The organism is Brevibacillus laterosporus DSM 25 (genome assembly GCF_002706795.1).
GTDB classification, from domain to species: domain Bacteria; phylum Bacillota; class Bacilli; order Brevibacillales; family Brevibacillaceae; genus Brevibacillus_B; species Brevibacillus_B laterosporus.
This window is the reverse complement of the sequence record NZ_CP017705.1, coordinates 2953217-2971488: the sequence shown is the minus strand read 5'-3', so window position 1 is coordinate 2971488 and position 18272 is coordinate 2953217. Positions and strand designations below refer to the sequence as shown.

General features: G+C 40.6%; 33 protein-coding genes. 1 reads left to right on the top strand and 32 read right to left on the bottom strand.

Annotated elements, in window-relative coordinates:
- Window positions 1-12 precede the first annotated feature (12 nt).
- The 22 genes from BrL25_RS14525 to BrL25_RS14420 all read right to left on the bottom strand — a co-directional run bounded on the left by BrL25_RS14525 (window position 13) and on the right by BrL25_RS14420 (window position 12405).
- A complete protein-coding gene (locus BrL25_RS14525; RefSeq protein ID WP_018673229.1) occupies window positions 13-336 on the bottom strand; it encodes a hypothetical protein in 324 nt (107 codons plus the stop codon).
- 15 nt (window positions 337-351) lie between these two features.
- Complete coding sequence (locus BrL25_RS14520) at window positions 352-972, bottom strand: phage scaffolding protein (RefSeq protein WP_018673230.1); 621 nt, start codon at window positions 970-972, stop codon at window positions 352-354.
- 88 nt (window positions 973-1060) lie between these two features.
- Window positions 1061-2101 (bottom strand): minor capsid protein, encoded by a 1041-nt coding sequence (locus BrL25_RS14515; RefSeq protein ID WP_018673231.1) that lies wholly within the window; start codon window positions 2099-2101, stop codon window positions 1061-1063.
- A complete protein-coding gene (locus BrL25_RS14510) occupies window positions 2098-3546 on the bottom strand; it encodes a phage portal protein (RefSeq protein WP_018673232.1) in 1449 nt (482 codons plus the stop codon). The genes BrL25_RS14515 and BrL25_RS14510 overlap by 4 nt, the downstream gene beginning before the upstream one ends.
- A gap of 13 nt (window positions 3547-3559) precedes the next feature.
- Complete coding sequence (locus BrL25_RS14505) at window positions 3560-4834, bottom strand: PBSX family phage terminase large subunit (protein WP_018673233.1); 1275 nt, start codon at window positions 4832-4834, stop codon at window positions 3560-3562.
- The gene (terS, locus tag BrL25_RS14500) at window positions 4834-5568 is read right to left on the bottom strand and encodes a phage terminase small subunit (protein ID WP_018673234.1); all 735 of its coding nucleotides are present in this window, start codon (window positions 5566-5568) and stop codon (window positions 4834-4836) included. The genes BrL25_RS14505 and terS overlap by 1 nt, the downstream gene beginning before the upstream one ends.
- Window positions 5569-5646: 78 nt before the next feature.
- Window positions 5647-5826: a hypothetical protein gene (locus tag BrL25_RS14495; protein WP_018673235.1), complete on the bottom strand. Its 180-nt coding sequence runs from the start codon at window positions 5824-5826 to the stop codon at window positions 5647-5649.
- 14 nt (window positions 5827-5840) lie between these two features.
- Window positions 5841-6011 (bottom strand): hypothetical protein, encoded by a 171-nt coding sequence (locus BrL25_RS24855; RefSeq protein ID WP_018673236.1) that lies wholly within the window; start codon window positions 6009-6011, stop codon window positions 5841-5843.
- Between the two features lie 186 nt (window positions 6012-6197).
- Window positions 6198-6368 (bottom strand): hypothetical protein, encoded by a 171-nt coding sequence (locus BrL25_RS25205; protein ID WP_018673238.1) that lies wholly within the window; start codon window positions 6366-6368, stop codon window positions 6198-6200.
- Window positions 6369-6508: 140 nt separating this feature from the next.
- Window positions 6509-6961, bottom strand: coding sequence for a prealbumin-like fold domain-containing protein (locus BrL25_RS14485; RefSeq protein WP_018673239.1), 453 nt, complete (start codon window positions 6959-6961; stop codon window positions 6509-6511).
- A 138-nt stretch (window positions 6962-7099) separates the two neighbouring features.
- The gene (locus BrL25_RS14480; RefSeq protein WP_018673240.1) at window positions 7100-7615 is read right to left on the bottom strand and encodes a sigma factor-like helix-turn-helix DNA-binding protein; all 516 of its coding nucleotides are present in this window, start codon (window positions 7613-7615) and stop codon (window positions 7100-7102) included.
- A 340-nt stretch (window positions 7616-7955) separates the two neighbouring features.
- Window positions 7956-8198, bottom strand: coding sequence for a hypothetical protein (locus tag BrL25_RS14470; RefSeq protein ID WP_018673242.1), 243 nt, complete (start codon window positions 8196-8198; stop codon window positions 7956-7958).
- Complete coding sequence (locus BrL25_RS14465) at window positions 8195-8617, bottom strand: hypothetical protein (RefSeq protein ID WP_018673243.1); 423 nt, start codon at window positions 8615-8617, stop codon at window positions 8195-8197. The genes BrL25_RS14470 and BrL25_RS14465 overlap by 4 nt, the downstream gene beginning before the upstream one ends.
- 206 nt (window positions 8618-8823) lie before the next feature.
- Complete coding sequence (locus BrL25_RS14460; RefSeq protein ID WP_018673245.1) at window positions 8824-9015, bottom strand: hypothetical protein; 192 nt, start codon at window positions 9013-9015, stop codon at window positions 8824-8826.
- 48 nt (window positions 9016-9063) lie between these two features.
- Complete coding sequence (locus BrL25_RS14455; RefSeq protein WP_018673246.1) at window positions 9064-9264, bottom strand: hypothetical protein; 201 nt, start codon at window positions 9262-9264, stop codon at window positions 9064-9066.
- A 30-nt stretch (window positions 9265-9294) separates the two neighbouring features.
- On the bottom strand, window positions 9295-9576 hold the full coding sequence (locus BrL25_RS14450; protein WP_018673247.1) for a hypothetical protein: 282 nt from the start codon (window positions 9574-9576) through the stop codon (window positions 9295-9297).
- Window positions 9564-9929 carry a hypothetical protein gene (locus BrL25_RS14445; protein WP_018673248.1) on the bottom strand — a complete coding sequence of 122 codons (366 nt, stop codon included), beginning with the start codon at window positions 9927-9929 and terminating at the stop codon, window positions 9564-9566. Before BrL25_RS14445 ends, BrL25_RS14450 begins: the two co-directional genes overlap by 13 nt.
- A 29-nt stretch (window positions 9930-9958) precedes the next feature.
- Complete coding sequence (locus BrL25_RS14440; RefSeq protein ID WP_018673249.1) at window positions 9959-10471, bottom strand: hypothetical protein; 513 nt, start codon at window positions 10469-10471, stop codon at window positions 9959-9961.
- 98 nt (window positions 10472-10569) lie between these two features.
- The gene (locus BrL25_RS14435; RefSeq protein WP_018673250.1) at window positions 10570-10866 is read right to left on the bottom strand and encodes a hypothetical protein; all 297 of its coding nucleotides are present in this window, start codon (window positions 10864-10866) and stop codon (window positions 10570-10572) included.
- 12 nt (window positions 10867-10878) lie between these two features.
- Window positions 10879-11376: a YopX family protein gene (locus tag BrL25_RS14430; protein ID WP_018673251.1), complete on the bottom strand. Its 498-nt coding sequence runs from the start codon at window positions 11374-11376 to the stop codon at window positions 10879-10881.
- 62 nt (window positions 11377-11438) lie between these two features.
- A complete protein-coding gene (locus tag BrL25_RS14425; protein ID WP_018673252.1) occupies window positions 11439-11909 on the bottom strand; it encodes a hypothetical protein in 471 nt (156 codons plus the stop codon).
- Window positions 11910-11934: 25 nt separating this feature from the next.
- Window positions 11935-12405 (bottom strand): DNA N-6-adenine-methyltransferase, encoded by a 471-nt coding sequence (locus tag BrL25_RS14420; protein ID WP_018673253.1) that lies wholly within the window; start codon window positions 12403-12405, stop codon window positions 11935-11937.
- 64 nt (window positions 12406-12469) lie between these two features.
- On the opposite strand from BrL25_RS14420, the gene BrL25_RS24850 reads away from it, so the two are divergent.
- Complete coding sequence (locus BrL25_RS24850) at window positions 12470-12682, top strand: hypothetical protein (protein ID WP_018673254.1); 213 nt, start codon at window positions 12470-12472, stop codon at window positions 12680-12682.
- Window positions 12683-12880: 198 nt separating this feature from the next.
- Here BrL25_RS24850 and BrL25_RS14415 read toward each other — a convergent pair whose 3' ends face one another.
- From BrL25_RS14415 to BrL25_RS14375, 10 genes are read right to left on the bottom strand one after another with little or no spacing between them, the layout of a single operon-like run.
- On the bottom strand, window positions 12881-13156 hold the full coding sequence (locus tag BrL25_RS14415) for a hypothetical protein (protein WP_018673257.1): 276 nt from the start codon (window positions 13154-13156) through the stop codon (window positions 12881-12883).
- Window positions 13157-13687: a Holliday junction resolvase RecU gene (locus BrL25_RS14410; protein ID WP_018673258.1), complete on the bottom strand. Its 531-nt coding sequence runs from the start codon at window positions 13685-13687 to the stop codon at window positions 13157-13159.
- Window positions 13688-13704: 17 nt separating this feature from the next.
- A complete protein-coding gene (locus BrL25_RS14405; RefSeq protein ID WP_018673259.1) occupies window positions 13705-14016 on the bottom strand; it encodes a hypothetical protein in 312 nt (103 codons plus the stop codon).
- The gene (locus tag BrL25_RS14400; RefSeq protein WP_018673260.1) at window positions 13982-14197 is read right to left on the bottom strand and encodes a hypothetical protein; all 216 of its coding nucleotides are present in this window, start codon (window positions 14195-14197) and stop codon (window positions 13982-13984) included. Before BrL25_RS14400 ends, BrL25_RS14405 begins: the two co-directional genes overlap by 35 nt.
- A gap of 3 nt (window positions 14198-14200) precedes the next feature.
- On the bottom strand, window positions 14201-14926 hold the full coding sequence (locus BrL25_RS14395) for a Rha family transcriptional regulator (RefSeq protein WP_018673261.1): 726 nt from the start codon (window positions 14924-14926) through the stop codon (window positions 14201-14203).
- Window positions 14927-14938: 12 nt separating this feature from the next.
- Window positions 14939-15208 (bottom strand): hypothetical protein, encoded by a 270-nt coding sequence (locus BrL25_RS14390; RefSeq protein ID WP_018673262.1) that lies wholly within the window; start codon window positions 15206-15208, stop codon window positions 14939-14941.
- Window positions 15201-16004 (bottom strand): ATP-binding protein, encoded by an 804-nt coding sequence (locus tag BrL25_RS14385; protein WP_236848043.1) that lies wholly within the window; start codon window positions 16002-16004, stop codon window positions 15201-15203. The genes BrL25_RS14390 and BrL25_RS14385 overlap by 8 nt, the downstream gene beginning before the upstream one ends.
- Complete coding sequence (locus BrL25_RS25700; protein WP_018673264.1) at window positions 15889-16938, bottom strand: hypothetical protein; 1050 nt, start codon at window positions 16936-16938, stop codon at window positions 15889-15891. The genes BrL25_RS14385 and BrL25_RS25700 overlap by 116 nt, the downstream gene beginning before the upstream one ends.
- Before the next feature lie 19 nt (window positions 16939-16957).
- Window positions 16958-17305, bottom strand: a complete 348-nt coding sequence (locus tag BrL25_RS14380; RefSeq protein ID WP_018673265.1) for an HNH endonuclease — start codon at window positions 17303-17305, stop codon at window positions 16958-16960.
- Window positions 17306-17321: 16 nt separating this feature from the next.
- On the bottom strand, window positions 17322-18272 hold the full coding sequence (locus BrL25_RS14375) for a recombinase RecT (protein WP_018673266.1): 951 nt from the start codon (window positions 18270-18272) through the stop codon (window positions 17322-17324).

Genomic DNA, 18272 nt, shown 5'->3' with positions numbered 1-18272 from the left:
TTATATTCCTCCCTAAACGATTGTTTTAAATGAGATATTTTTCATTGCTGTTTTTGCTTCTGCTGTAGGAGCATTTGGTAAGCGAGCCTCCAGAATCCAAGCATCCACCAGAATAGGCGCTGGCTGTGGACCTTCCGTAACATCAGCATCTACCAAGAGAATACCGATGGCTTTATCATCATTGCTCGGATAAACCGTTCCAGCAGGCACAATTTTTCGACCTTCTTTATTCGGAGCAACATCTTTATCTGAAACTTGATAGGTGAAACTGGTATATTTCTGGCTTGCAAGGAAGTTGATTTCCTCTCTTTTTCCGTAATCCTTAACATATGGCATTTAAAACTCCCCTTTCTAACCCCAAATATTGTTTTCTGATGGTTTGCCAGCTTGGTTCGCTTGTTTAGCAAAATTGGCTCCAACGCTATTTGTAGTACGGTCTGTTTGTCGACCACTACCGTCTACTGGTGTAGCTCCTTTGAAAGTCGTTTTGGATTCCCTTTCCTGTTTTTCGACAAACAAAAAAGCCTTGCTCTCACGCAACGCCTTAACTTGATCATCAAGACCGCCTTTTAAGGTTCCATCTTCATTGATCTCAATTTTTGATTTGTCCAATAAACTAGCAATTAGGTCAGGGTCGTGTGCTTCTCCTGTAAGAGCCAGCTTGATAGCCGTAGACACCTGCATATCCTTGAGTTTAGTTTCGTATTCTTCCCCTTTCGTCTTATTCTCTGCTTGCAACGTCTCAATCTGCTTCTTCAAGTCCTCATTGTCACCTGTGTTCTTCTTCAGTTCTGTAAGTTGCTTGTCACGATCCTTGATCTGGCCTTCTAATTCTTTCTTAGTATCGTTGATCTCATCAAACCGATGTTTTGGTACATATCCCTTGTAATTTTCCTCTACACTCCCTGTAATCTTCTCGATACGTTCCTCTGGAGCACCTAACTCTTGAAGCAACTTTTTCAACCAATCCATGATATTCACCCTTTCATCTTCGCTTTGTAACCCGGTCGCGTCCGGTGATGTCCTGTTTTTTTACGCCGACAGTACCGAAACGGCTTATTTATGCAACGTATTTTTCTTCCCACTGTCCATATGTCATATCAGCAGGAACATAATACACATTGCCTTTGTTATCTCTTGCGATACGTTCACCTACGTCAATTTCATCCTCAAAGTAAGGAACAACAGTTGTTCGACAGTTCGGATGGAACGGGGGGTAAGTAACCCCAACCTCTTGTTCACTCAGTTTGAACACTTTTCCATCAAGACTCCGGCAAATTCTACTTGTTCTCCCATCTAAAGAGGCTAAAATCTCATACTTTCTAACCACTCCACTTGCCTTATAACCATCCATAGTAGCTTGATGGGTGATATAGCTGCTCTCGGTTCTCATAATTCTTGCTGCATGGGAATAGGAAACGTTCATTCGTTCTGACAATGCTTTTGCTGTTTTATCGGAACTATCTCCACGGATGAACGATTGAGAAAGCAGTGTTTGAACCTCAGATAGCAATTTATCTCGATTGCTCCAGATACGTTCGCTGTAGTTGCCATCTTTCCAATTTATTTGTAGCGTTTTCTCTAGTGATTCTTTGTCCACTCGAGCAAAAGAAACACCTACACCTGTACCTTTTTGAATCTCGAATACAGTTCGATAATAAGTGTCCGTGTAGTTGCTCATCAGGAGTCCTTTGGTACCCCTCTCTTGCTTTGCAGTCAACTCCTCGACTGATTGCCTTATCTGAACTAAAAGTGCCTCTAAACGGCTTACACGAGTTTTGTAGTAGACGTTATTTAGTTCCTTTGTCCAACGACCATCTAAGTTTCCCTTAGCTCTTGCTGTAAACTCTTCTAGCGTCATTTTGAACTCTTTCATTTCACTACCTGTAAGTAATTTACGGGCATCTGCTAGATCAATTTCATTGTTGTTTGCAAAGCGTTGATAGAATACCTCAATCTCTCGCTTAATACTTGCTATAGCTCGGTCATACTCTTTTCTAAGTTGCTCGGCATATTTGTCAGCCTCATCAAAGGACATCTGTGCTACCTGCTCACTACGCTTTTGCCAATAGTTACGTGGTGGCTGTTTACACTTTTTCATTCAGGCTCTTCCTTAGGATCGAAACCAGCGTATGGATCTGATTGTGAAACCATGTCCTCACGCTCTTTCTTTTTCCTCGCAATCTCGTCTTGTGCATTGGTTGTCCACGGGTGGTTAGCGACAATTGTCTCGTCAGATATGATGCCCACACTATCCTTTGCATTTGTAATCGCATCCGTTTCGTTGATTAAAATGTCTCGGTTGAAAATAAACTCAACTGTTTCATTGCTAAAATCTTGTTGAGTTGTGTTAACTATGTGTTGATCAATGAACCAGCGTAGATGCTCCATTGAAGCTTGGAACTCTGTTTCAATCATGTTGGCATCCATATCCAAATCAGCATAAAGAAACTTTAATGCGATACCTGAAGGGTCATTTCCAAAGTTACTAGCCTGCGTATCAACCCCACGTCCGAACTCATAGATATCCTTTCTGTTCATCTCTACATGAGTTTTAAAGGCTTCTGTATCAATCGGCAAGCTAATGGTATCTACTCCACCTTCTCCTGTTACTTTAACGGCGCGGTAAGCAGCTAGATTGTATCGGAACTCTCCTAAGTTGGTACCATCATAGTCTTTTAACACATAAATACTGTTCGGCATATCTTCTAAGTTGTTAGCGTTATCCGATTTACGATAGTCATAGTCGTTAATGAGCGATTGAATAAACTTGATTAAAGGTATTTCCTCATCGTTATACTTGAAGCAGATGAACGGTACTCGCTCCCAGTTCAGGCCTTGTTCCTTGCCTGCTACATCCATAACAGCAAAATGACTACCTTCGTCACCTATTTCTACATCTGGTATGAGTTGTCCATCATGCACATAGCGTTTAACACCCTGAGTGTCCCAGTATTCAACTTTTTTGATAGTCTTCTTCTCTCTACCCTTATACGTTTCAACCTCGTATACACGGATAACAGCGTCCAACTCAGTGTGTGCGCTATCTTTCCACATAGGAATGACTTCTTCACTAGGAATACGTTTGAATGATAACTCTCCTGCCTCGTTGTAATAGACCTGGAGCCACGCTTTTCCCTTGTTGATTGATTCCTTACCAACGTTTTTGAGAGTGCGCAAAAAAGCCTTGCCGATGTAATCACCTAGCAAGGTTTGGTATCTGTCGTTATTCGTTTGTACACTCATAGGTTTAGAAAGCAGATAGCCAACCTTTTGATCTGCTAGTTTCCTTGCGAAGTTGTGTACAAGCTTATTGTTAGCTAGGTTCTTATCTTCTACCTTACCACCATCGCCAATTACTTCACGTTTCCTGTTTAAAATCTCACTGTCACCGCGATAGTATTTATCGCCCTTGATCATAAGCTCACGGACTTCTGATGCTTCCCATTCATCAACTTCACGTTGGATAAACTCTTCTAATGTCATGCCTGACTTAGCTCCATCGGCAATTATTTTGTTAATCCGATCTGTTTCGGTGAAAATCATATGGCCCTCCTTTCTAGTCAAATGAAACCGATCCACCTTTTAAGTCTGATACCTCGTAATCATCTAGCGCATACCAAATAGCCGATAACGTATGAGGGTCAATCGTGAACTCATCTTCAAGTAGTTCCCCTTGTTTATCGACTGCAAATGTTAGCTCCTTCAATTCCTCTATGGTGTTTGGGCATTGATCAGAACAAACGATCTTTTTAAAACGTTTGATCTTCTTTGTGTACTGTTCACGGGAGCCTTGGAACTTTTTAGCTGCCCTCATGTTGAACCCTTTTTGACGGAAGAAACTAATGGTTTTTGGCTCGGCGCTATCAGCCTTGATAAGCTCACCAGAACGTCTAAACTCATCTATTTCCTCTGCTGTCTTATCATCTGTCATTTTATTTTTGTAATACTCCCAGTAGATATAAAGAATCTTCTCTCCATGATCCACTGCAAGCCGTAGCAGGGCATTGTAGGATGTTTGAAATCCAAAGTCCATCCCTGCACGCATAATCGGTCTTCTGATCCTCTCTATAGCTTGCATAACTTCGCCGTGTGGACGTGATTGGAACTGAGGGAATACAACTACACCGTTAACTCCAAACTGTCCTTTACGAGCGACTCTGTACAAATCAGGGTCATGTATTTTTAACTCTTCTAGCTGTTCAATATAACTGGCTGGCAGAAATAAGTTATCATCAGCAGTTGAGTGATGATAATACGTGTTTTTTATCATGAGAATACGATCTCTGTACAAATCCTGGTCATCAAGTATAAAATACTTTTTCTTGGCATCTTTGAAAAAATACTTATAGCACCAATTCGCTGTACTCACTGGATTAGTAGATAACAACATATGCAGCGGAAGAGTTGGATGGCGCATACGTCCAGTCAATTCTTTAAAACCTTCATACTTGACCTCTGAGCACTCCTCTATCCAAATGATTGAAATATTGTTAATCGACTTCAGTTTAACTGGTTTATCCATTCCCTTGAATATTATCTTACTACCATTCGGGAATTTAACTTGCATCGGGGAACTCATCGGCTTTACTTTACCCTCTAACCCCAAATCCCCAACGATCTCTTCCAATAGCGAATATGTGGAATCTCGATGAGTGTCGTATACTTCCCGAACTACTAAGGCAGTCCGTTTCTCGTCCAACAATTTGAGTATCAATTTTAAAGCAACATGATAGCTCTTTGACGATCCATAGCCGCCTACAAGAAAGTAAAACTTATAATCCCAATCAAACAGAAAATCTTCAAAGTGTGGATTAACCTCTTTTTCTACCATTAACCCTCACCCTTTCGCTTGATGAGGATTTCAATAGGTTTATCATCATCTTTAGAAGTCTTTTGTTCCAGAACAGCTATTTCACCTTTCAACTTCTCAACACGCAAGCGTTGTTCTTCGGTCGCCAGTGAACTGTTAAGCATCTCTTCATACCGTTTAATCAAGCCTTGTAGAGTTGTCATAGCCCTTGATTGGGCGTTTAGGAATGCAGCCTGTTTATCCCAGGCATGTTGATACTCCCATTCTTCTTCTGTTCCAAACATACCTGGCTTATCTTTCTTTAAAACTCTTGTCTCATCGTCCTGATCTCGTACAAACATAATACGTTGCGCTCTCACAATCGCTGTGTACTGGATAACGATGTTTTCCCAAAGCATGTCGATAGAAGACTTGGTTTCTATCTCCAGCATGATATCTGCTGTTTCTTCTGGGAAGTATTTACGGAAGAAGCCGTGGGTTACAGCGTTGCTATTTCCTTTTGGAGCTGATCCTCCACGATTGCCTACGGCGTTTTTATTTCCCTCTGGCGCTCCAGCATTTGACTCACTTTTCATTGTAGTACTACATTGACCTGATTGTAGTACTACATTCCATTTGTCTCGGCTTTTCCAGTTGCTTATTGTTTTTTCTTTTTCGCCTAGTTGGTCAGCAAGCTCTCGATTGCTAATGTTTCCGCCACTTTCGAACCATAACTCCAAGGCTTTGTCGCGGTTTGGACTTCTTGCTTTTGCCATTACATGATCACCACCACCTATTGAGTTTGTTTTGCAAATACACTCTCATTTCCGACCACCTGATTAGATTTAGAGAGATTAACGTTTGCGAATTAGTCTAGGTTCCCAATTACCCATTTTCTCTCTCACTCGATTCATTCGTTCCTGCATTTCTTCAAATTCACATTCGAACTTTCCGATCTCTCTATTAAGTTCTTTCAATTTCTCTAACCCCTCAATATCAATACTAATTGTTGCTTTTGCTGTAGTGCTTGCCACATTAATCATCCTTTCTACGCATACCATTTACTTGCTTTTTCAAACACTTCAACACCTGATCCATAGCCAAGAGAACGGAGTAGATCACACATCAGTTCATCTGCTTTTTGATGTGCTATTTCCTCATCGTAGGAACCTTTTGGAAATATCTCTTTCATGCGCTTTTCAAATTCATCTGGAGTCATGTTCCTTATCCCTCCTGATTTTCACTTATATGAATTAAATAGATTAAAATTGGTAACCACCCTATTAGTAGCACCACCTTTTCTTTAAAAGAGAACTTAAAATCTGGTAGTAATGATGCTGGAATTAAGACCATACAACCAAGCATGAGGTAACACGATAGAAAAAAGAGAAACACTACTAAATCTTCAATCACCATTTACCCCCTCTGAATCTGGTTGATTAAGACGTTTCTCTAGCTTTAATTTAAGATCGTAATGACCTGAATCATCCTCATAGGTTGCAAATTCATAGTTTTGATAGTCAAGAGCGCTAATGATTAATTCAATTTCTTTATCGCTTAAAGAAACACTTTTCAATTCAGCACCTCCCTATCGTTTTACCCTTCTACATATAGGTGGCTTTTGCATGACAAAAAAGCCACTCATCAAGAGTGACTTCTTTTTTATGAAACATTTTTAAAGCAAAAATTCAGCCATACGTTTTTTAAATGGCTTTCTTAATATTCAACATATCCAAAACCGTGAATCGGAAAATCAGAGTTGTTTATAATATGGATATAGTAACTCCCAGGAGGAAGATTGGGAAATGTTATCTTAAAATCTCCTTCAATTGTAATTTGACCATATACCTCCTTAACGGATACTTCTCCATTAGGATTCATAAGCTTGTATGTCACCTTGGGGTACCCATCTCTCTTGCCATCCCCCCTCCATTGAAGAAGTGTAAAAGTAACATCAGTTGTTGAGCCCACCCAAAATTCTTTTGTTTTTGTTTCCCTCATAAGACGGCTCAACTCATAACTCATTCTTAATTCTTGTGTTGATGCAGTTTGAAGACTAACGCTCTTAGGTTTAACCTGCTGATTTTCACTTGCTGACACGCCAACAGAAAAAGTCGATAATCCAGCTACTAGAGCCATAGCTACTGCTGTAGATTTGAATAGTTTCACTACATTCAACTCCTGTTATTTTTTGTAATATATGTATTATATTATAATAAATTAAAAATATTTTGAATCATTTTTTGAAATTTATCTCTATTTATTCAAAAAATAATAAATATACGATTCTTTTATGATCAAAAAAGCCTATCCGACAAGGAATAGGCTTGAAACTACACGATTTGCAATTTTATTTTGTGCCCGTGTTACCAGTGTTTGAACACTACTTCTCGAAATACACAAAAATCTAGCCGTTTCCTCAAATGAAAATCCTTCACCGTGAGTTAGGATATAACACTCTTTTTCTCTTGGTGACAGGCAGCATAACGCGTCCTCTAGCTGTTCTTTTTCCCACTCTGTAAGATTACACGGACTGCCTGCCGTGCCTCTATAAACAAACGCCTGCATTCTTAATGGATCTACTAGTTTTTCTCTTTGATAGGCTGCTCTTCTCTCAATTCCACGTTTACTCTCTGGTCTACGTCCTGTTTCCAGCCATTCAATTACATACTCTACATCGCTAATCATTTCAGAGAGGTAGCGTCTTTCTGATTCTGTCACATCATCAAGAACTGTCTCTGTTGCTCTTAGATCAGCGTATGCTTTTTTCAATTTCTTTCTTGTCTCTTTGTACTCTTTTAAAAGTTCTTGCATTGTGTTCATCTTCCGTTCCCCCTCACCATCTGCTCATGGTATAATAGTTTTAGCGAACACATGTTGCTCCCGGTGAGGGGGCTTTTTTATTGCTCATTTTCTTATGAATTGTTGTAACAATCCAAGCATTTAACCTCTTCGCTTTCATCTACATTCACTCTATCTAAAACCTTTTTACATCTGATGCATCTCAGTTTTTTGGTTCCGTCACCAAATCTCAGCAAAAACGTTAATGGCAATATATTGATCTCAGTAATGACGTAGCCGTAACCATCTCTCAAATCATGTATTTGTAACCCAATGCACCAGCTCCGCCAATTAACCCCAACAACAAATTTCTTCCAATTGTTTATTTGTAGTGTTTGGGCCATTCCGCATCCTCCGTCTTCTCAGCTGCCAAACCAACCTCGTACATTATCGTCCCTTCCGTTCCTTCTATTACCCAATCGTCGCAATAGTGATCATGCTCTGTCATAACTACCCCTAGTTGGCTATATGCGCCATCTATGAACGCTTCTTTCCAGCATCCACCACCTATTAACCAGTGACTGCAAGTCCAACAGTTTTTCTCTTGATCAATCTCTCTGCTCATTGGCTGCCACCATTCCTTTTCTGGAGCTTACGATAAAATTCTGCGTTTCCGAAACCCGTCACATCCTTGAAGTCAAATAATTGTTGGCATGAAGGGCAATAAGGCAGCATTTTTCCCTTTTGATAAGACCGTTCAAGGTTTTTAAACAAAACTGAATGTGGCTTTTCTTTGAACCATTGCAATCTTTGCTCTTCCATGAGTCTATGCTGATAATTCAAGTGATCGTAGTGTTTTGCCATATCCAACATTGCTTCAAATGGATCTACAACCATGCCACACTCGCAAGTGATTTCACGATTAACCGTATCCACGGTGTATTTACGGAATTCACAAGTGCATTTTCGTTCTTTATTGCGTTCAAGCCGGATAAAATTGAGCTGGATAAGTTTGTCAGATTGGTTCTCACTCACTCTGTTCATTGGCTACCCCCTCGTTCTCTACCATTCCGTACTGTAATTTTCCGTTTCAGCCATATAACCGCACATTCTATAAACCCGTATATTGTCCATCCAATACACAAAGCAATTATTAATGGGTAAAACCAGAGTTTGTTGTACCACTTATCAGGAGTTATATCTATCCCACCGATCATCCCGCATCCTCCCTTATCACAAGTAATGGTTTGTTAGAATATTTCCCCACACTTATCACACAGATAAAACAATGCTATTTCGCCTTCGTAAGGATCGATATAATCTTGAAATTGGCAATGCATCAGCCCTCCACAGTCGCATGGTTCTGGTTTGTTGAAACAACCATAGCAATCTGTGTCTCCAATTACATGCTCTGTTGCTTCGATTTCAAATTTTAATTTCACTCCGCACTCTCCTTATCGCAAGCAATGGTTTGTTAAATCAATACATCGCTACACATCCATCTGTTCGGGGTGCTTCCCTTTGTTCCAAAGTTCAAGATAGTATTCAGAATCGTCCAAAGTGCATTCAATATCACTGATCCGTTCTTGCAACTCGACAATCCGCGCCTTTCCTTTCTGGATAGACGTCTCTAAGCAAGGTTTGCATTTAGAATCTGTAAACGGTGTGCCTCCGCAAGTGCATGTATTCATATCGAACTCCTCCCTTTCAGCAATGGTTTGTTAAATCGCTTGAACAATATAAATTTCTTTGATGTGTGATTTTCCTATGTCGTAACACTTCGACCCTTGGCACCATGAATTCTTTTTCTTGTTGTAAACCAGTTCATCGTAGTGGCTAAGATAAATCCAATGATCTGTGACAATTACCCTTCCATCTTCATGAACCAAAATGATAGGCACGCCCTTTGTCCACTTTTTACTAGAGCGTGTTGTTTCAGAGTTCTTTGAGTCTTCATATTTCGTCATTTCTTCCAACTTCTCGATTTTGATTAGGTTGACCATTCCTGCACCCCCATCTGCAAATCGCGGTTCGTTTTTTCAATTTTTTCTCCATGAATTTCGTTGTACGAGACATCTACATAACGAATGGGGTTTGAACCGTCCTCATATGCCATAGAATCAATGAAGTTTCCAAGCTCTTTTCTTTGTCTATCCCCTTCATTCGATTCTTCCCATCTCTCTTTACTGCCATCTGGAGCAACAAAGAAACTTTGATAACCGTTCAAGTGGCTTTCTATTATTGGAGAAACTAGTGATCCAAATAGCTCCTGGGCCTTGTTATGAACCAGCTCCAATTTGTCCATTGCATAGTCAGAACCTGTTACCACAATAGCGTTGTGTTTGATAGTCCCCATTCTTTCCTCCCATTTATCGTGCGTTGTATTTAGTTCTCATCTGGCGAGCAATCTGGGCAGCATTCATGAAGTGAATCCCGAATCATCCGCAACTGCTTTTGCAAATGAAGCGAATCCCGAATCATCCGCAACTCCTCTTGCAAGCCATGAATCTGTTCGTTGATTTGCTTCATTCTTGCTTTCAGCTCTTCAGGCACATCTTCAATATCCGCGACGCAATTATTCGCCCGTGACATATGACCAGAACCGTGACCCATGCTTGCTATAGCTTTGAATAGAAAGTTCTTCTTGTGTTCAACGGTCATTCCGATCTGAACAAGCTTAAATCCGCTATCTAAATTTAGATTTTCATGAATGTCTAACTCGCCCACATACATATCCCTGCCCTGTCTATCTTTTACAAAGTATTCTCCAGACCCCTCATGAAGGTAAGCTAGCAATACCTCTCCCTTTTCTACTTCACTTAACAGTTCCGTCTCGTCCTTGTCATGATTATGGACAGAAAACGATTCAAGAGTGCGTACCGTGATAATTTTATCCATTTCAAAAGCTCCCCTTTTCAATTTACAAATCGTGTGTTGTTAAATTAGCTTTTCATCAAGTAACCCCAATTCGTAAGCAACTCGCGCTGTTTGATGATCTACAAGTTTGCCATTAACCGTATTTGCATAAGGGGAACTTTCTTGCTTTTAGGATCGTACCACCCCGTTTCAATCTCCTTTTCAGAGAAAGGGTGTCCCTCCTTCCAGATCGCTTTATCCTCCTCAAAATCGTAGGCATGCCATTTCTTTATCTCTGGCCCTATCTCACTTGCATGGCAATTTTCACAATGGTATGGACCACATTGCACCATTCCAACACCAACATCCACCCAATCAGCTTCACACTCAGTTCCACAATAAGGGCACTTTTTCGACGGCGTGTCATAAGCTCCCATTTTAAATCCCTCCTACAGCAGCTCTGGATTTTCGTAGATATTGCCGATAACTTCTGCATAATGCTTCACTCGAAATAATAACCAGCTACCACAACAAAGCTCCATTTGCTCGTTGTAACCTACTTCATAATTGCCATTGACGGTTATCGAATCATAAAAAGGATGATCGCTTATTTGAACAATATCTCCTTTATAAATCTCTTTGCCTTTCCAATCCTCTTGAGTCTTTCCTTTGTTTAGCCATTCTTGTTGTTCTAGCTTAGTTAAATCATCCCATTTGGTCTTGTCGTGGAGTCCGGTGTATTGGCGCATCTCAACTTCATCGAGGTATAAATTAAAATTAGTTCCCTTTGGGAGGTAGTTTGATTCATCCTCAAAGTCATCAAGAGTGTAGAACCGTGAGAGGTTAGAACTTTTTCCATCACTTACATAGGTACTAAAATCAATTGAAGAAACCCCTAACATAATGCCTTTCTCTTTCCAATATGCTTGAAACTTTATCTCCCTCATTCTAGCGCCTCCTATTTTTGTCCCAAATGATAGAGATATGCTCTATCAAAAGGAGTGTGATATCATGCAATCACAATATCGTGTCTAAATAGTCCGTCTTCGGCAGGTTGTAGAGCTGGTGGCATCCGATCTTTAGGTAATTGCAAAAGTAATTTACCTTTTTTACTCCAACCAGCCTTTTTAAAACCTGCCGCATGAAAGCATCCGCCCTTTAAATGAGCCCCTACATAAGTAATGATTCCATCTGCTGGAGGCTCACCCCATAAATGCTTAGTAATACCCAAAGCCATAACTATGAGGTGGCTTGATAGATAACTTCCCTCGTTGCGAAATATTGTGCATTCCCATGCGTTCCATCCATCATCCCGTATCCCGCACCATGTTACCCATAGAGCCTTTTCATCTTCCGTGAGCAAAACTAGATTTTTACCTGGTCTACAAAATTGATTGCTTCCTGGCTTTTGACGGGTGTAATGCCTGTCAGCCAGCTCCAGCGCTCGTTTATCCCCTTTATGAATCTGTACCCAAGACATTGCTGCCCCCTTTCTTTTTTCTCAGTTAGATGAAATAACCGTACTTATCTATCGCTTTATATGAATGTTGAGATCCTACTTTCCTAAAAATCACTACAGCATTAGGAAAAGGTGCATTCCATTTACTGCCGCCGAACTTCAGACGTCCTTTAACTAATCGAATTTCACCTTTCATACAATGGGCATGCCACCAACTTGCATCTGTTCTTGCTGGAATTAAACACACTACAGTAGCTCCATTAAGAGACGATTCGTAAGCTTTCTTTATCCACTTACCTATCTGTCTTCCATAAGGGGGATTCATCCAACAAATGCCCGTCCATTCTTGCTGTAGACCATCCTCATCAGGGGAGAAATACCTTTCGCATTTTGCGTTTTCTGGTAGTGCGCAAACGTCTAACTGGAAGCCAAACTCTTTGTTTAACTGGTTGAAGAAATCTTGCGGTGTCTCCCATAAATCAGTACTTGAAGTAAACATTCCCTCGTTTATAGCCATTTCTCATTCTCCCTATTTTTGTCCCAGCTCCTCGCACTACAATGGCAACAAGGAGTGATATATCATGCAAAAATCGTTTTATTATCTAGTGCCGTGTAGCCGATCTGCTAGGCTAATTCGAAAGTTTCGACTACACAGCATCCCTTTTGAAGTTGAAGCTATTCCAAACAGAGATAACGTTCGTTTTGTTTTTCCTGATCTACCCGTGCGGCAGTATCATGTCGTGCATTTGGTGTTTGGAAGAGCTGGTGAAGCTTATCCATTGTCTGGAGAGTAACTCTTGCACTCCGCCCACTCTCTAAGCGCCTGAGCATCGTCAATCTCTATCCATGTAAAGCCGTAGTTCATTCGGTTTCCATCTCCTCACGAATGACTTGTTTCTGCCAATCTAGTTGCTCTTTGTTCAACATTTCTTTAACTATTTGATTGTCCTGTGTATTCATCAAGGCTCACTCCTCTTGATTTATTGACTTACCTAGCTAACGTGTCCGAACACGCCACCTCTACGGTTTCCAATCTCTCCATGTTCGTTTTGATCCATGATGAGTATTGCTACCTCGTTAACATGTCTTTTTACCGTTTTAGCGATATCGACAATAGATTCTCCTTTTCTCCATAACTGCCGTACCGTATCTATTTCACTTTCCATCCAGATGAAGTCGTACTCTTCACAAGCAATGTATAATGGACGGCCTTTGAAATTACCTTCACCAGCTAATTTGTTAGCTTTTTTCGCTGAGATGTACCCCATTCACGCCACTCCCATCATCCGATCTACGTATACCAGGTAATCCAGTGAGGCCCTTTGAGATTTCTGAACCAAGTAAGCGTAAACTTCGAACTCGTCATAAGGGATGCTTTTACGGCCTCCTAGACGGGCGTTAAGCACGTAAATTCGAATGAATGAGTATGGGACAAAGTAAACCTCCCTCTTACTTGCAAACTCGATTAGAAAGAAGCACAGGGCGCCATTTAATTCTGTCTTTGCCAAATGTTCTAACTGGTGATCACCGATGTTTGCTAGTGAAAAGCTCGTATGACTTTTAGTAGACTTTGCCTCAAAATAAATTGCTCTGCCTTTGTATACTCCGTAATAATCGACTGTTGATTTTGAATCATAAACAGCTTTTTTGATGTTTGTTCCTTCTGTTTTCAACACTTTTACAGGAGTGGGGCGTTTATTAATTACTGCAATATCTTTTCGTTCGTATTGCTTATTTGCTAGTTCTAGCATTTGCTCAAATGCCATTCCTCTATTTGCATAGCTCGTGTTCACTCTCATGCTCTCCCTCCGTTTGCTCAAAATTCTTTCAATGCTTCACTTGCAATTATCCAGCAATTTTTCTGTAAACGTCCCCAAGTCTCATTCGATGTAGCTGCGCAAAGTTCAATCTTTAATAGCGCTTTTCTCAACCGATCAATTTCTGAGAGTAAGTTCGGGATATCCTGCCGAGCATTTATGATAAAATCAAGATCATTCTGAGTTCCTGCTATAATAAATCCCCTATCAATGAGCATAAAATCTCCGTTCCTTGCTCTCTCTTTCCAAGAGCCTGAAGTAGCTTTCCCTACACGTTCACGGATTTCTTGCAACTCTTCCTTGGTCATCATGACCTAATGCCTCCCATCTAGCTTGAACCTCTGCCAAGCCCTTCTGATAGTCTTTCAAACTGCCCTCCAGAATTCTTTTGGAGTAGTCATACTGCACGTTTTTAATATCCTCTTCTAGCTCATGTACGTATTTTTTAAAGTAGTTAATTTGTATAGCTAATACTGCTTTATCGTCGTTCATCTTCTATGCTCCTTTAAATCCACCGAACATGTTCATTTGACCATTCGCATCTTCAATCTCCCGAAGTAATTTGCCTCGTGGGGTCCATCTCTGTAAAAACTCTTTTGCCTTTTCAAAATCTTTAGTTGCAGTGTTCCGGTAAGAGTTAACAGCGAAATACTCTTGGTAATCATTCCACACTGCTTTAAACACTTTGAACACAATTTGTTTATATGCTGGACTTTCTTTACCGCCGATAATCTCCATCACTTTGCGTTTGCAGAGCGAGTTTAAAACTTGTTGTTGGCTGTAATCTACTGTCTTGGTTTGCTCAAGGTTGAACAATCTATTTTCGATTTCTACCGTCCGTTTATCAATCATCACAATGGCTTGAAGCTCTTTACTCATTCCAGCTAGAGGGTTATTTATTTGCTCCTTCATCTGCTTGAACTGGTCCAGGAACTTCACTTTCATTTTCATCGCTTCCGGTGTTACATAACTCATGGCCACTAGAGCAAAAGCATCCTCGGTAAGGTCATATTTGGGATACCACTGTTTGTTTTGTTGGTGCTGATACTGGGTGTGTGCAAAGTTGCGTAGACCCCATTCACTTTCTCCTGCTTGGTCTAATTTCTCGATTTGACCGTCGATATCTCTCAATACATCTGCATGACGCTTATCGAATACCTCAGCGATTGTTAGACTATCAGTAACTACCTGGTTGTTTTGAATAAAGACTAATTGATTCATGCTTGATTCCTCCTAAACAGCCTGATTTAGTGAAGGCTCATATTTTTCCAACCGTTGTTTAAGCTCCTTAATCTGTTCTTCCAATTGACTTTGAATCTCTAAGACTGTCAGGAACTCATTGATTCGTTGTTGCCCAGCTTCTTGCTTTTTGACCATAAATTCAAATGCATCACGTTCGTTCATGAGGCGTTGAAGATCAAAAAGTGAGATTGCATCTAGCTGACCCTGAACAATTTTTGCTCTTAAATCATTGATTTCTTCTTTAGAAAATCGTTTAAACATTTGATAAAACCTCCGCATCTCGTGTTCTATAGTTCAATCCTTCACCTTCTAGGGTCGCCCGGTAGTCTGCTGTCATTTGGTACAACCTAGAACCTGTAGCTTCGTCAATGACGCACATATCCTTAAAAGTACGTTCTGATGAAACCAATATGGGCAATTTGTTTAAATAACGATAGTTAACGATTGCGAATAACTGCTCAGTCTGGAAATCCGTGGGTTTTTCTCTCCCTTTGAATAAGTCATCTAAAAATAGCACCCTAACCGTTTGTAATCGTCTAATCTTCGTATCCAGAAGATCAAAGTCATTCTTCAACTCATTAAATCCTTCAACCCATGGGAAGTAGATAACAGGTATACCTTTCTTAATCAGGTTGTTTGAAATCGCCATGAGAAGGTGAGTCTTTCCTGAACCTGGCCTACCTAATAGGGCTATGCTATTTTTCCGTTCCTTTTCGATTTCTTCAAAATTCCTAAAATATGTGGCTGAGATATCGAACGCTTCCCGTATTACGTTTGGCATTCCATCCACGCTAAAGTTTTTAAAACCAAGCTTTCGGAACTCTTCAGTAATTTGACTGGATTTGAACATACGCTCTATTCTCTTGTTTTTCTGACATTCACACTCTTTCCAAACCTCGTATTTTAGAGAACGATCCTTTTCTATCCCAAAGGCATATTCCTCATATGACATCGTCCCCCCAAGATCCTTGCACTTTGGGCACTGGTGTTGAATTTGTGTTGAGGTGGGCGAAACGTTCCGTGTTGCTTGTGCCTTTTTTTGCAATTCCTGAAACATCTGATTGAAATCTCGTCCTACCCTTTCCATTTTTCCCCTCCTGTTTGGAGTTCTGTAGTCTAATCATTCCTTGTCTTGCTTCAGGCTCGCTTGTATTGCTGATGATACCGAATGCGTACTCGGCAGGCTTATGACCGTAGTTCATGATGTATGTAGATAGTGCATAGGTTACGATCGCCTGATTTGCTTCTGCTGATTGTTTTGCATTAGCAGCCTGTTTAGCTAACCTACCCCATAGTCCTTCAAGAACGCTGTTTGCTATCTTTCCTGATTTTCTTTGAAGTCTCACCAGATCGAAGTATTCAACAAACAAACGATTCGGTAATTCAATCCGGTTGAGGAGCTGTTGCGAGTCAACAAAAGAGGTAATGTCTTCGCGACTCCGACAAGATTCTTTTATATGTTTTACTTGTTGTTTAACTGATGTTCTATTAGCGTTGTTCGGTGCGCTGTTCGGTGCGTTTGTACCTGCGTTGTTCGGTGCGTTGTTCCCATCTTCTTCATCACCCAAAACGCTTGGTACAACGTCGTTTTCAGGTTCGTTAGGTGCGTTATTAGGTGCGTTAGCACTTGCGTTGTTCGGTGCGTTGTTCGGTGCGTTAATTTTTGAGTAGTTTTCTAGCTGCTGAAACCCGTCATAATTTACAATTGTGATTAGTGAAGCTTTGTTGCCTTTGTATTTTATCTGCTCCATTTTGATTAGGTGGCTCTTCGATAATCTGTCTAGTGAAGTCCTGATCTGCTGGTAAGTCCATCCCATTACTTCAGGTAATTTCCTAACCGAAACAATAATTTGTCCTCTCTGACACTCGTTAGAAGCCTTGTAATTCGCACCTTTCATCAGGAAGTTATAAAGCACCTCATCTATAAAATGTTCAAAGGTTATACGGGGGATGACCACGAAGCCCGCCCCGTATTTATCTGTTGTGTCCATCCTTCGTGCTCCCCTCTTGTTACGATGCTCCTCGATACAATGGAAGCAGCACCTTTTCTCTGTAATCCCGAAACGCTTGACGCCCTTCTTTCGTGTGGTGAGCCTTCCAATGACACGTACCTGTTTGAGTAGATGGCCCGCAAGCTAAGGCAAGGTTATGGGCCTCTCCAGTGCCTCCCTCGCTTCTAAAAATGATGTGGTGTGCTTGTAACCATGTAGTCTTACCACACAGCACACAACGCCCTTTGTCTCGCTCCATTACTTCTTTGTAGACCTGGGGAGTAATTCTCCCCTGATCTACCCGTTTTTTCGTTCTACGCTTGAAATTTGGCTTTTGTACGGCTCTTACTTCATCAAACATTCCCATGTTATCAACCCCATTCTTACTCCGTTTCTTCTTGTGCCTCTGGCTCCGTTTCTTCCTCTGCTTCTATCACTTTGTAATCTGCATCAAAGATATTGTCTGACTCAATTCCGTTATCTCTACGTGGTTTTAATACAGCTTCATCAAGTGCTAATTTCTCTTGTACCTCAATGCTGATAGGCATGTATTTTGCCATTTCTTTAATGCATGTTTTCTTTGCCATAGCATCAAAGTGATTTGTCCATGGTCCCACTAGCTTATTGTTTTTCTTTGACTTCGAATGTTTCAAAGCATGTAGCTGACATTGTTCTGCTGTGAGTGTCATGAAATCAAATGCTCCGTCTTTTAACCTATAAGCTGAATAATATCTGACTGCTTTTCCTTCATCTTTAGGATTGCGTTCTTTGATACGGGTAATTGCTTGAGCCATCATGATTTCTAAGAAGTCATCTTTATTAGGTTGAAAATTTTCTAGTAGATGTAACATGTCAAAAGGGACATGGACTAACCTTTTATCTTCACCTTTTAAGTAGATAAACAGATCGTTCTCGTACACTGTTTCTGCATAGATTTTTGATACATCACCTGTGCGCCGAATCAAGTCGATCTGCCCTTTATAACCGATTTGGAATTGACATTCCCATTTTCCAGTTTCGTTATCCTTAAATGGAACAAGGTACGCATGTCCCATTAAATTAGGTTCAAGTCCAAGCGTTGCGCAATTCATCACAGCCCCTACTATTGATGCTGAAGTACATTCTGCTAGCTTTGGAGTGCGGCTGATTGCTGTTAGTGTTATCCTCGCAAGCCTTTCTGGTGTCATATGCTTAGGAACAATTGATTTAATCGCTTGGAAGTTATCTGCAAGCTCCTTTTTGATTGTCATGTTGAAGTTCTCGGCTTTGGTTTGCGTTCTGGCCGCAAGTTGTTTTGAGATATCAGACTGATCTACTTTTTTATCAGTTGTCAT

What these genes read in the sequence shown, in the direction of transcription:
- BrL25_RS14525 (WP_018673229.1), bottom strand. Translation starts at nt 336, where the DNA reads ATGCCATATGTTAAGGATTACGGAAAAAGAGAGGAAATCAACTTCCTT.
- BrL25_RS14520 (WP_018673230.1), bottom strand. Translation starts at nt 972, where the DNA reads ATGGATTGGTTGAAAAAGTTGCTTCAAGAGTTAGGTGCTCCAGAGGAA.
- BrL25_RS14515 (WP_018673231.1), bottom strand. Translation starts at nt 2,101, where the DNA reads ATGAAAAAGTGTAAACAGCCACCACGTAACTATTGGCAAAAGCGTAGT.
- BrL25_RS14510 (WP_018673232.1), bottom strand. Translation starts at nt 3,546, where the DNA reads ATGATTTTCACCGAAACAGATCGGATTAACAAAATAATTGCCGATGGA.
- BrL25_RS14505 (WP_018673233.1), bottom strand. Translation starts at nt 4,834, where the DNA reads ATGGTAGAAAAAGAGGTTAATCCACACTTTGAAGATTTTCTGTTTGAT.
- terS (WP_018673234.1), bottom strand. Translation starts at nt 5,568, where the DNA reads ATGGCAAAAGCAAGAAGTCCAAACCGCGACAAAGCCTTGGAGTTATGG.
- BrL25_RS24855 (WP_018673236.1), bottom strand. Translation starts at nt 6,011, where the DNA reads ATGACTCCAGATGAATTTGAAAAGCGCATGAAAGAGATATTTCCAAAA.
- BrL25_RS14480 (WP_018673240.1), bottom strand. Translation starts at nt 7,615, where the DNA reads ATGAACACAATGCAAGAACTTTTAAAAGAGTACAAAGAGACAAGAAAG.
- BrL25_RS14470 (WP_018673242.1), bottom strand. Translation starts at nt 8,198, where the DNA reads ATGAGCAGAGAGATTGATCAAGAGAAAAACTGTTGGACTTGCAGTCAC.
- BrL25_RS14465 (WP_018673243.1), bottom strand. Translation starts at nt 8,617, where the DNA reads ATGAACAGAGTGAGTGAGAACCAATCTGACAAACTTATCCAGCTCAAT.
- BrL25_RS14455 (WP_018673246.1), bottom strand. Translation starts at nt 9,264, where the DNA reads ATGAATACATGCACTTGCGGAGGCACACCGTTTACAGATTCTAAATGC.
- BrL25_RS14450 (WP_018673247.1), bottom strand. Translation starts at nt 9,576, where the DNA reads ATGGTCAACCTAATCAAAATCGAGAAGTTGGAAGAAATGACGAAATAT.
- BrL25_RS14445 (WP_018673248.1), bottom strand. Translation starts at nt 9,929, where the DNA reads ATGGGGACTATCAAACACAACGCTATTGTGGTAACAGGTTCTGACTAT.
- BrL25_RS14440 (WP_018673249.1), bottom strand. Translation starts at nt 10,471, where the DNA reads ATGGATAAAATTATCACGGTACGCACTCTTGAATCGTTTTCTGTCCAT.
- BrL25_RS14435 (WP_018673250.1), bottom strand. Translation starts at nt 10,866, where the DNA reads ATGGGAGCTTATGACACGCCGTCGAAAAAGTGCCCTTATTGTGGAACT.
- BrL25_RS14430 (WP_018673251.1), bottom strand. Translation starts at nt 11,376, where the DNA reads ATGAGGGAGATAAAGTTTCAAGCATATTGGAAAGAGAAAGGCATTATG.
- BrL25_RS14425 (WP_018673252.1), bottom strand. Translation starts at nt 11,909, where the DNA reads ATGTCTTGGGTACAGATTCATAAAGGGGATAAACGAGCGCTGGAGCTG.
- BrL25_RS14420 (WP_018673253.1), bottom strand. Translation starts at nt 12,405, where the DNA reads ATGGCTATAAACGAGGGAATGTTTACTTCAAGTACTGATTTATGGGAG.
- BrL25_RS24850 (WP_018673254.1), top strand. Translation starts at nt 12,470, where the DNA reads ATGCAAAAATCGTTTTATTATCTAGTGCCGTGTAGCCGATCTGCTAGG.
- BrL25_RS14415 (WP_018673257.1), bottom strand. Translation starts at nt 13,156, where the DNA reads ATGGGGTACATCTCAGCGAAAAAAGCTAACAAATTAGCTGGTGAAGGT.
- BrL25_RS14410 (WP_018673258.1), bottom strand. Translation starts at nt 13,687, where the DNA reads ATGAGAGTGAACACGAGCTATGCAAATAGAGGAATGGCATTTGAGCAA.
- BrL25_RS14405 (WP_018673259.1), bottom strand. Translation starts at nt 14,016, where the DNA reads ATGATGACCAAGGAAGAGTTGCAAGAAATCCGTGAACGTGTAGGGAAA.
- BrL25_RS14400 (WP_018673260.1), bottom strand. Translation starts at nt 14,197, where the DNA reads ATGAACGACGATAAAGCAGTATTAGCTATACAAATTAACTACTTTAAA.
- BrL25_RS14395 (WP_018673261.1), bottom strand. Translation starts at nt 14,926, where the DNA reads ATGAATCAATTAGTCTTTATTCAAAACAACCAGGTAGTTACTGATAGT.
- BrL25_RS14390 (WP_018673262.1), bottom strand. Translation starts at nt 15,208, where the DNA reads ATGTTTAAACGATTTTCTAAAGAAGAAATCAATGATTTAAGAGCAAAA.
- BrL25_RS14385 (WP_236848043.1), bottom strand. Translation starts at nt 16,004, where the DNA reads ATGTTTCAGGAATTGCAAAAAAAGGCACAAGCAACACGGAACGTTTCG.
- BrL25_RS25700 (WP_018673264.1), bottom strand. Translation starts at nt 16,938, where the DNA reads ATGGACACAACAGATAAATACGGGGCGGGCTTCGTGGTCATCCCCCGT.
- BrL25_RS14380 (WP_018673265.1), bottom strand. Translation starts at nt 17,305, where the DNA reads ATGGGAATGTTTGATGAAGTAAGAGCCGTACAAAAGCCAAATTTCAAG.
- BrL25_RS14375 (WP_018673266.1), bottom strand. Translation starts at nt 18,272, where the DNA reads ATGACAACTGATAAAAAAGTAGATCAGTCTGATATCTCAAAACAACTT.